General features: G+C 61.9%; 10 protein-coding genes. All 10 read right to left on the bottom strand.

Translation table 11 applies throughout. From position 1 onward, the window contains the following. A partial coding sequence (locus tag IH971_09565) for a phosphatidylserine decarboxylase (GenBank protein ID MCH7498085.1) occupies nt 1-351 on the bottom strand: 351 nt, incomplete at its 3' end. Continuing rightward, nucleotides 352-1482, bottom strand: coding sequence for a trypsin-like peptidase domain-containing protein (locus IH971_09560; protein MCH7498084.1), 1131 nt, complete (start codon nt 1480-1482; stop codon nt 352-354). Then, a complete protein-coding gene (truA, locus tag IH971_09555) occupies nt 1479-2237 on the bottom strand; it encodes a tRNA pseudouridine(38-40) synthase TruA (protein MCH7498083.1) in 759 nt (252 codons plus the stop codon). Before truA ends, IH971_09560 begins: the two co-directional genes overlap by 4 nt. Beyond that, the gene (locus IH971_09550) at nt 2225-2947 is read right to left on the bottom strand and encodes an energy-coupling factor transporter transmembrane protein EcfT (protein ID MCH7498082.1); all 723 of its coding nucleotides are present in this window, start codon (nt 2945-2947) and stop codon (nt 2225-2227) included. The genes truA and IH971_09550 overlap by 13 nt, the downstream gene beginning before the upstream one ends. Before the next feature lie 77 nt (nt 2948-3024). Beyond that, nucleotides 3025-3645 carry a hypothetical protein gene (locus tag IH971_09545; GenBank protein MCH7498081.1) on the bottom strand — a complete coding sequence of 207 codons (621 nt, stop codon included), beginning with the start codon at nt 3643-3645 and terminating at the stop codon, nt 3025-3027. Further along, nucleotides 3635-5176, bottom strand: a complete 1542-nt coding sequence (lnt, locus tag IH971_09540; GenBank protein MCH7498080.1) for an apolipoprotein N-acyltransferase — start codon at nt 5174-5176, stop codon at nt 3635-3637. The genes IH971_09545 and lnt overlap by 11 nt, the downstream gene beginning before the upstream one ends. Further along, a complete protein-coding gene (ruvX, locus tag IH971_09535) occupies nt 5173-5586 on the bottom strand; it encodes a Holliday junction resolvase RuvX (protein ID MCH7498079.1) in 414 nt (137 codons plus the stop codon). Before ruvX ends, lnt begins: the two co-directional genes overlap by 4 nt. A gap of 11 nt (nt 5587-5597) precedes the next feature. Next, nucleotides 5598-5921, bottom strand: a complete 324-nt coding sequence (locus IH971_09530) for an integration host factor subunit beta (protein MCH7498078.1) — start codon at nt 5919-5921, stop codon at nt 5598-5600. A gap of 1 nt (nt 5922) precedes the next feature. Then, the gene (locus tag IH971_09525; protein MCH7498077.1) at nt 5923-8109 is read right to left on the bottom strand and encodes a bifunctional (p)ppGpp synthetase/guanosine-3',5'-bis(diphosphate) 3'-pyrophosphohydrolase; all 2187 of its coding nucleotides are present in this window, start codon (nt 8107-8109) and stop codon (nt 5923-5925) included. A gap of 2 nt (nt 8110-8111) precedes the next feature. After that, nucleotides 8112-9527 (bottom strand): replicative DNA helicase, encoded by a 1416-nt coding sequence (gene dnaB, locus IH971_09520; GenBank protein ID MCH7498076.1) that lies wholly within the window; start codon nt 9525-9527, stop codon nt 8112-8114. Nucleotides 9528-9589 lie beyond the last annotated feature (62 nt).

Below are 9589 nucleotides of genomic sequence, written 5' to 3'. Positions count from 1 at the left end.
GCCAGTGCGCCAGTCGACGAAATCGACCTTTCCCGCCATTGGGATGCGATTGACGTGGACGTTGAAGACCGACAGGAACACGCTGACTCTGATCCCGGGGCCCTTGAGATACTCCTCTTCCGCATCCAGCCGCTCTATGCACACCACCTTGCCGTCGGCAGCTGACAGGATTGCCCCCGGAACCGGCGGCGGGGTGCGCTCCGGATCGCGGAAGAAAAAAACCACAAATGCCGTCAGTACCCCGAAGGCGGCGGCAGCGTAGGTCAGCCAGGCGACCCAGTCAGAGGCCAGCCAGCAGGCGAGACTCAACAAAACCGCCCCGCCGACGAAGGGAATCCCCTCCCGGGCCACTCAGTACCACCTCTTCTGTTGCCGCTGCAACTCCTGCAGGCGGAAGGCGACGGTGTGTCTGCCGTCGCTGCGCACCACCACCAGAGTACCCATGTCCCCCACCCGCAGGCCCCTGAGGATTCCCCAGGCCTCTTTTTCGCCCCGCACGTTCTCGCCGTTTATGGAGACGATGACGTCCCCCCGAGCCAACCCCGACTCGTACGCGGGGCTGTCTACGACTACACCCGTCACCAGGGCCCCCTCCGCAATCGACAGATCCAGATACTGACCCCATCGCCGCGTGAGGTCCTTCAAGCCGACAATTCCCGACCACGGCTCCCGCACACGTCCGTGGGCCCTGACCTCGTCCAGGAATCGGCGGGCCGCATCCACCGGGATGGCGAACCCGATACCGATGGAACCGGCGGAGTAGTCATTCTCGGTGAAAATAAAGCTGTTCAGGCCGATAACCTCGCCGTTGGCATTCACCAGCGGGCCACCACTGTTTCCGGGATTGATGGCGGCGTCGGTCTGAATCATGTCCTGGTAGACCCGGCCCGGTTCCTTGTGGCCAAAATCCATGTTCAGGCCGCTGATAATGCCCACGGTTGCCGTCGGCTGTTTGCTGACATCGAACAACCCCAGCGGATTGCCCAGAGCAATGGCCCATTCGCCAATAATGAGGTCATCCGAATCGCCCAGCCGTACGATGGGCAGATTTTGGGCTTCGATCTTCAGCAGAGCAATGTCGGTAAGCGCGTCGGTGAAAACGTCGGCCACATCGTACTGCATGCCGCCGGGCAGCGTAACAATGATCTCGGCGGCATTCTCCACAACGTGAGCGTTGGTTACCACGTAACCGTCCGAGGATATGACCAGCCCCGACCCGAGGCTTTCCACACGGCGATAGGTCTCTGGAAACATGTTGGCCCAAAAAGGATCGCTAAACAGTCGGCTGTAGCCGCTGGGACCCTTCTGGAGCTTGATGACATTGATACCGGCCACGGCGGGGCTGACGCGCTCGATGGCCCGGGTGAGGGCGGTATGCCGGCTGGTGTAAGGGTCGTCGGCACCCTGATCCGCACTGAGCGACGATCCAAGGATCAGCCCACTGCCAAGCACGACCAGACCCGTTCTGGCGAGGATGGTCATGCCCTTACCTCGCCGGCCGGATAGAACACCTGCTCCAGCACCAGCCCGCTGGCTGGGGCCCGCTGCACGCTGACCTCCCCAGGGCCGTCCTCAAGCAGAGCAGCAAACTGTTCCAGCGCATAGTGCCCCCGGGCCACTTCCATCATGGTGCCTACCAGGTAGCGAACCATATGGTGCAGAAAGCGGTCAGCGGTAACATGGTAGGTCAGCTGCGGTCCCGGCGACTCCCACTGGGACTCCTGAACAATACAAACGGTGGATGGGGTGTCGGAATTGGCCTTGGCAAAGCCGGCGAAATCGTGCCTCCCCAAAATCATGGCGGCGCACCGTGACAGGAGTTCAACGTCATGCTGCCAACTTGAAGCCCAGACATATTGTCGACCCAGAACGGGAGTCGCGGTGGTGACGGCATAGCTGTAGCGCCGGGCGGTGGCGCTACGCTGGGCGTGAAACGAGTCCGGAACCAGGGCCGCGGACCGCACTCGCAGGTCTTCCGGCAGCTTGCTGTTGACAGCCTGCTGGAGACGATCGGGCGGAATCGTGGTGTCCAGTTTCACGCTGGCGACCTGCCCCCGGGCGTGTACGCCGGCATCGGTCCGCCCGGCCCCGATGACCACCACTTTCCGCTGGCCTGTAAGCCCGCGCAGAGCCGACTGGAGTTCGGCCTGAACCGTACGCTCCCGGCGCTGCGACTGCCATCCATGAAAGGCCGTGCCATCATATTCCAACACCAGTTTGAAATTTAAAGCGCCCATCCGGCACCGCCCAACAATACAACAATGAGCGCCACAGCCAGGGCATCGGCCAGCCGGAAAGGTACGGGCGTAAGTTGTCCGCGGGGAATGACTTGGCCGTAGCCGCGCAGATTCATGATCACACCCAGTTGCCGCGCCCGGTCCACAGACCGGGACATCACCGGGAGCAAGTTGTGGCCGTAGAACCGGACCCTGGCAGCCAGTCCTTGGGGCGGATCGAAGCCCAGGGCGCGATGGAAGCGCTCCAGGCTCCGGTATTCCCGCGTGACCTGAGGAATAAACACCAGGATGAGGCGCACGGTCTGGAGGAAATCCTCAGCTCTGCGGCTGCGGATGTGCCAGCGATCCAGCAGGGTTTTGAGACTGTCAACCAGGTTTTGGGCGGAGAGACCTCTGGTCATGGAGCCCATGACCAGAGCCAGCGCGATAAAGCGGAGCAGCACCATGATCTCGCGCTTCACCACGCCCACCGCGCCCAGATCCGGGGCCAGAAAAATAGAGAAGCCGAGGTGGATCCCGAAAAAGAGCAGCGTCCAGGGCAACATGATCCGCACGCTGACCCACAGCGGTGACAGTCCGACTCCCAACGGCAGACACAACACCACAAACACGACCAGGATAAGGCCCAGCTGAGCAGGATCGGGCGCCAGCGAAACAGCCAGCAAACCGGTTAGTACCAGCACCACTCTCACAAGCGGATTAGGTTGCACGGGTCTTGCCTGCGACCTGCTGTGGTCTGCTGCATCGGCCGACCGGGTACTTGCGGAGCCGCACGAACGGGGCCATCCTACAGCGGCAACCGCACCGTCAGCAGACCGCCACCAGGGAGGGGGCGCCAGGCCGCCTCAGGTGGCCGCCCAGACAGCCGGGAAATGATGAGCACATGGACGGCCGCGATGGCGCGGTTCAGCACCAGGCCCCCCAGGGTGAAGGAAGCCCGCTTGGCGGCCAACAGGCTGGACTGGCGCAGATCATAATAACGTTTGAAGCTGGTAGAATCGTCCCACTGCCAGTCAATACCCGAGCCCAGGGGATAGAGCGCGTCAAGCTTGCGCTGCCGCAATTGGGCCTGGTTATAGGCAGTGGCGGAGATGTATTCGCCCAAGCGAAAATAGTAGATGTCCGACTCGGGAAGTTGGCTGACCCCCGCGCGGAGGGCAGCCAGTGCACGGTAGTCTTGCTGGTACCAGTTGGCCGCGCCGGAAGTGAGGGCGTAGCTCAGCCAGAGACTCGCCTCGGCCAAGATCAGCCGCCGGGCCGCGGCCCCCCGGCCCAACACCTGCTGGCCCCAGCCGGGCAGTATCAACGACCGGACGAGCGCACCTCGCTCGCCCGTGTCCTGTGAGTAGGCGGGGCGCCCCACCGCCACGGCGCACAGGAGGATCAACGCCCAGCGGTCAGAATTCATCGCCAGCCTCCATGGCGCTGCGGCGGGCCAGCAACCAGCCGCTGATGCCCAGCGCCAGGACCACGTTGAGCCAGGCAAACAGATCGCCAACACGAGCATAGAAGCTCAGTTCATCGGTGGGGGCAATCATGGCGGTGAAGGTGCCCTCGCGGTTGAGGCCCAGGCGGTTGACGACGCGGCCAGCCTGATCGTAGACCACACTGATGCCGGTATTGGCGGCCCGCACCATGGGACGGCGCAGCTCAATGGCCCGGTAACGGGCTTGCGCGGCGTGCTGGTAGGGACCGGACGATACCTGGTACCAGGCGTCGTTCACCACCCCCACCAGAAAAGTAGCCCCCGCACGGACAAAACGGCGGTTCACCCCGGGGAAAGTGGTTTCGAAACAGATGCCCACACTGAAGGGTATCCCGGCCACTTCGAAGACCGTGTACTCCTCGCCGGGCGTGAAGTTGCCTTGCCCCAGGTTGAGGGATTTGAGGAAAGGAAACCACTCCGACAAGGGGATGTATTCACCCATGGGCACCAGGTGAATCTTGTTGTACTGCTCATCGAGCAAGCCCAGGCTGTCGATGTAGCCCACGGAGTTGAAATACTCCACACTCATGTCGGGCAGCCGCACGTAGTCAGGCATGCCTGTAACCACGTCCACGCCCAGTTCGCCGAGCTCGGCAGCGATTGCGCGCAGGTAGCGCTTCCCCCCCCGGCGCAGGTAGGCCGGCGTGGCGGCCTCCGGCCAGAAAACCACGGCCGGCGAATCGACTGCCACCTCCCGGGTGAGGCGGGCCAGCTGGTCAAAGTGCTGGTGGCGAATCTCCGGCTGCCACTTGGACTGAGCGTTGACGTTGGGCTGGACGACGGCCACTTTCAGGGTGGGTTCGGGCACAGCGGGTAACAGCAGCATGCCGCTCAGCCAGGGAGCCACCAGGGCAGCGCCAAGGCGCAACGCCGGTGCGCGCCTGTTCCGGGCATGGATGACCTCCACGAACAGGACGTTCAGCATGACGACCCAGAAACTCAGCCCATAGATACCGGTGATCGCGGCATTCTGGATGGGCAGAAAATAATCGGTCTGGCCGTTGGCCAGGGCGATCCAGGGAAAACCGAGGGTGCCGAAGCTGCGCAGGAATTCGATGCTTACCCAGACAAAGGGCAGCGTCCAGAGGGCCTGCCGTCCCAGCCGCCCGTAGAGCCAGCCGAACCACCAGCCGATGACGGCATAGTTGAGGCTGAGCACCAGGACAGCCGTCAGCATGCTGAGGGTGGCGGCCCACCAGAAGGTACCGGTGTTGAGAGCCAACCAATAGATGACCACCAGTAGAAATCCCAGGGACCAGGTAAATCCGTAAAAGGCTGAGCGGCCCGCCCCAGGCGCTGCCAGCCAGGCCTGAATCAAGGGCACGAGCCCCACCCACGCCAGGAACCCCAGCGGTGAGGGTGGAAAGCTGAGCCCGGTGATCACGCCACCCAGGATCAGTTTCCAGTTGGTGGGCAGGCTGCGGTAGCGCTCTGCCAGGTCTGCCACCGTCATGGCCGGCTGTCCAAATAGTCCTGGAGCATGAGGGCTGCAGCGGTGCGGTCCACCGCCCCCTTGTTATGGCCGGTCTTGACCCCCTGCTGGATCAGCGAGCGGCGGGCAGCGACGGAGGTGAGGCGCTCATCATAGCGCAGCACGGGGAGACCGGACCGGGCCTGCAGCTGGCTGATGAACCGGTCCACCTCGCCGGTCTGCCGTGAGTGGGAGCCACCCATAGTGAGGGGGTAACCCACGACGATGGCCTCCACTTCCTGCTCTGCGATGATCTGTGCGAGCTGGCCCCACCAGGCCTCCGACTCACCACGCTCGAGAGTCGTCAGGGGCTGGGCGATTACCCGGGTGGGATCGGAGACCGCCAGCCCGACGCGCCGGGTCCCGTGGTCAATGCCCAGGACTCTTGCCACTACAGACGGGGCTACTCCGGGTCCAGCGGTTGGCGCAAGACCTGCTTGAGCAGGCGACCGGGCTTGAAGTGGCTTTTCCTCCGGGGGGGTACGTAGACCTCCTCATTGGTGCGTGGATTGCGTGCCCGCGGTTTGGCCTTGGTGGGTTTCACCTCGAACACGCCAAAGTTGCGGATTTCCACCCGCATCCTGCGATGATCCTGGCTCATGATCTCCCGCAGGGTCTCGAAGACTGCGTCGACCGAACTTTTCATCTGAGAAACTGGCCTATTGAGCTTTTCAGCGACACGTTGGGTTACATCTTTCTTCGTGTAGGTCACACTATCGTTGTTCATATCAGGTGCGCTCCATGTATATGATTCCGGGTATCATCCGAATTCGGCTCTGAATTCGCTCTAGTTTACGAACGTTATCCACTTCAACTGTCATGTGGAGGGTCAGAATGCCCTCGTTCACGGTGAGATCGACGCTCGAGATGTTGGTGTTGAGTTTGGAGGTCGATTCGGTGACGTCCTTGAGGAAGTGTTTGCGGTCCTCTGCCATCACTTTCAGGTTGACTACAAAAGTCCGCCGTTTGTCCACGCTCCAATCTACTTCGACGTAGCGGTCGTGATCGTCCCCGATGAGGGGGAGATTTTCGCAGGCAACACGGTGCACGGTAATGCCGCGGCCCCGTGTGACAAACCCGATGATCTCGTCACCGGGAATGGGATTGCAGCACTTGCCCAGGGCAATGAGCAGATCGCTGATGCCGTCCACGCTGATGCCCTGTGTGGACCGGCGGGACCGGCGGCCAGTGGTTGGGGGGACTCCTCGGTCCAGGCCGGCGCTGTCCGGCGCCAGGTCCGGTACCAGCTTCTCGATGATCTGGCGCACCGTGGTATCGCCCCGTCCCAGGGCGCCATATAAGGAATCCTCGGAGTCGAAGCCCGTCTTCTGCGGGTCCTTGCGCAGCACCTTTTTCAGTGACGCGAGCTTCAGCCGCCGCAACGCTTTCTCCATCATCTCGCGGCCCAGCCGGATGCTCTCCTGCTGCTGAGCACGACGGATCACCCGGCGGATGTGGGTCTTGGCCTTGCCGGTCTGCACAAATTTGAGCCAGGCGTGGTTGGGGGTCTGGTGCTCCGAAGTGATGATCTCTACCGTATCCCCGTTGCCCAGCACCGCATTCAGCGGTACGATTTTGCTATTCACCCGCGCACCGACGCAGTGCAAACCCACTTCGGTGTGGACCTCAAAGGCCATGTCCACCGGGGTTGAACCCACCGGCAGCTGCAACACCTCGCCGCGCGGCGTAAATATAAATATCTCATCTCTGAACAGGTCGATCTTCAGCAGATCGAGGAACTCTTCCGGGGTGGACTTGTCGGTATGGGCCATTTCCACCAGTTCCCTGAGCCAGCGCACCTGCCGGTCCATCCGGTTGGCATCACCGCCGTCACCCGCCTTGTAGCGCCAGTGGGCCGCCACCCCGACCTCCGCCGTTTGATCCATTGTCTCCGTGCGAATCTGGACCTCCACTACTTTGCCCTTGGGACCTACCACGGTCGTATGAATGGACTGGTAACCGTTGAGTTTGGGGGTGGCAATGAAGTCCTTGAAGCGTTCCTGCACCGGTGTATTGAGCTGGTGCACGATGCCCAGGGCAGCATAGCACTCATCCAGCCGGTCCACGATAATGCGGATGGCCAGGAGGTCATGGATGTCCTCAAAGTCGACCCGCCGGCGTTGCATCTTGCCCCATATGGAGTAGTAGTGCTTGGGACGACCCACCACCCGTGCCTCGATCTGGTTGGCCTTCAGCGACTCGCGGATGGGCAGGGCGAACGTCGCGATATGTTTCTCCTGGGCTGTGCGTGAATCCCGCACCTTTTTGACCAGCATCGCGTAGGCCTCCGGCTCCAGCGTTTGCAGGGCCAGGTCCTCCAGTTCCCACTTGACCCGGGCCATGCCCAAACGGTGTGCCAGGGGCGCATAGACATCGCGGGTCTCGATGGCAATGCGCCGTTGCTTGATGCGGGGCAGATGCCGGATCGTGCGCATGTTGTGCAGGCGGTCGGCAAACTTGATGATGATCACCCGGATGTCCTGCGCCACGGAGAGGAGCAGTTTCATGTAGTTTTCGGCCTGCCGCTCGGCCTGGCTGCGGAACTTGATGCCGGAGAGCTTGGTCACACCCTCCACGAGCTCGGCAACCTCCGCGCCGAACAGATCGCTGATGTCGTCGCTGGTGTAAGGGGTGTCCTCTATGGAATCGTGCAGCAGCCCTGCCGCCACCGTCATGGGGTCCATATGCCACTCGGACAGCAGCAGGGCCACCTGGTAGCAATGGGCAAAGTAGGGCTCGCCCGATTTTCGCACCTGCCTGGCATGGGCCTTCTGCGCGGTGAGATAAGCCCGCCACAGAAAGTCCTGGATGTTGTTGCCGCGCTCGCCGTTGACCGGGAGGTTGGCCATGAGTTTCCGGAACTCCGCGGGGTGTTCCTCGCTCCAGGGGAGCAGCTGTTTAAGCGTATCGACCACGGCTAGAAGGGCACCCCTTCCTCGTATGCTTCGGCACCCCGGCGGGCGTCCCGATCCTCCGGGGCCGCAGAAGCGAAGCTGGCATACTCTGATCTAAAAGTCAGATGAATCCGACCGGTGGGACCATTGCGCTGCTTGCCGATGATCAGTTCAGCCTTGCCCAGGTCTTCATCATTTCGGGAGTAAACCCACTGGCGGTAGAGAAACAGGATGACATCGGCATCCTGCTCGATGGCCCCCGACTCCCGCAGGTCGGACATGATGGGGCGCTTGTCCTTGCCGGGCCGCTGCTCAGGGGCACGGGAGAGCTGCGACAGGGCCAGGATGACGATATCGAGCTCCTTGGCCAGACCTTTCAGCGATCGCGTCATCTCCGCAATCTCCTGCTGGCGGCTCTCAGAACGGCGCGGCCCGGCAAGCAACTGCAGATAGTCGATAATGGCCATTTCAATGCCGTAGTCGGCCTTAAAGCGTCTGATGCGGGAGCGCAGTTCCAGGATGTTCAGGCCGGCGGTGTCATCAATGTAGATGGGCAACTCGGACAGATCACCCGCAGCTTTGGATATTTTGGGCCAGTCGCGATCATGTAACTTTCTCCGGCGCAGTCGGTGGGAGTCGATTTCGGCCTCCGCAGTGATGAACCGCAGGGCAACCTGGAACTCCGACATTTCCATGCTGAATATACCGACCCTGTGGCCAAATTTCTTGGCCGCATTACGGGCCACCCCCAGGGCGAAGGCCGTTTTGCCCATGGACGGCCGCCCAGCCAGAATGACCAGGTCGGACGGTTGAAAGCCGTCGGTCATTTCGTCAAGGTCTTCAAAACCGGTCGGAATTCCGAGGTAGCCCTTTTTGCGGTCATGATGCTGCTGATCAAGTCGTGTCATGGTTTTGTGCATGATCGGTTCAATACCCACCGATTTCACGCCACTCGCCCGGCGCTGCAGGTCAAAGAGGCGGTGCTCGGCGTCATCCAGCAGCTCATTGGGCTCCGATTCTCCCTGATAGGCGTCGGCGATCAGGGCGTTGCCTGCGCCAATGATTTCCCGCAGCACGTACTTTTCCCGCACGATATCGGCGTAGTGCTCAACATTGGCGGCCGAGGGCATGCCTTCGGCCAGGCCGGTGAGGTAGTAGGCGCCGCCCACCTGGTCCAGTGTACCGAGCTTGCTCAAATGGTTGGACAGGGTCAGCGTGTCCACCGGATCACCCTGGGTCTGCAGCCCCAGCATGGCGTCATAAATGTGATTGTGGGCTTCCTTGTAAAAGGACTTTGGCGGCAAGAAAGGTATCACGCGGTCCAGGGCCTTGGGATCGAGCAGAATCGCGCCCAGAACGGCCTGCTCGGCTTCCAGGTTCTGCGGCGGCAGGCGCAGCTCACCGTTGGAATCGCCGGCCTTGACCTTTTTGGCACTCATGCCGCTAGCTGCACTCATCGCCGCACAAGGCTAGCCCAGTCCCACGGGAGCATTGGCGAGCT

It is taken from the genome of Candidatus Neomarinimicrobiota bacterium (assembly GCA_022560655.1).
Lineage (GTDB): Bacteria > Fidelibacterota > Marinisomatia > SCGC-AAA003-L08 > TS1B11 > JADFSS01.
The sequence above is the reverse complement of the archived record's forward strand: the minus strand, read 5'-3'. Positions and strand labels throughout refer to the sequence as shown.

What these genes read in the sequence shown, in the direction of transcription:
- IH971_09560 (MCH7498084.1), bottom strand. Translation starts at nt 1,482, where the DNA reads ATGACCATCCTCGCCAGAACGGGTCTGGTCGTGCTTGGCAGTGGGCTG.
- lnt (MCH7498080.1), bottom strand. Translation starts at nt 5,176, where the DNA reads ATGACGGTGGCAGACCTGGCAGAGCGCTACCGCAGCCTGCCCACCAAC.
- dnaB (MCH7498076.1), bottom strand. Translation starts at nt 9,527, where the DNA reads ATGAGTGCCAAAAAGGTCAAGGCCGGCGATTCCAACGGTGAGCTGCGC.
- IH971_09545 (MCH7498081.1), bottom strand. Translation starts at nt 3,645, where the DNA reads ATGAATTCTGACCGCTGGGCGTTGATCCTCCTGTGCGCCGTGGCGGTG.
- IH971_09530 (MCH7498078.1), bottom strand. Translation starts at nt 5,921, where the DNA reads ATGAACAACGATAGTGTGACCTACACGAAGAAAGATGTAACCCAACGT.
- truA (MCH7498083.1), bottom strand. Translation starts at nt 2,237, where the DNA reads ATGGGCGCTTTAAATTTCAAACTGGTGTTGGAATATGATGGCACGGCC.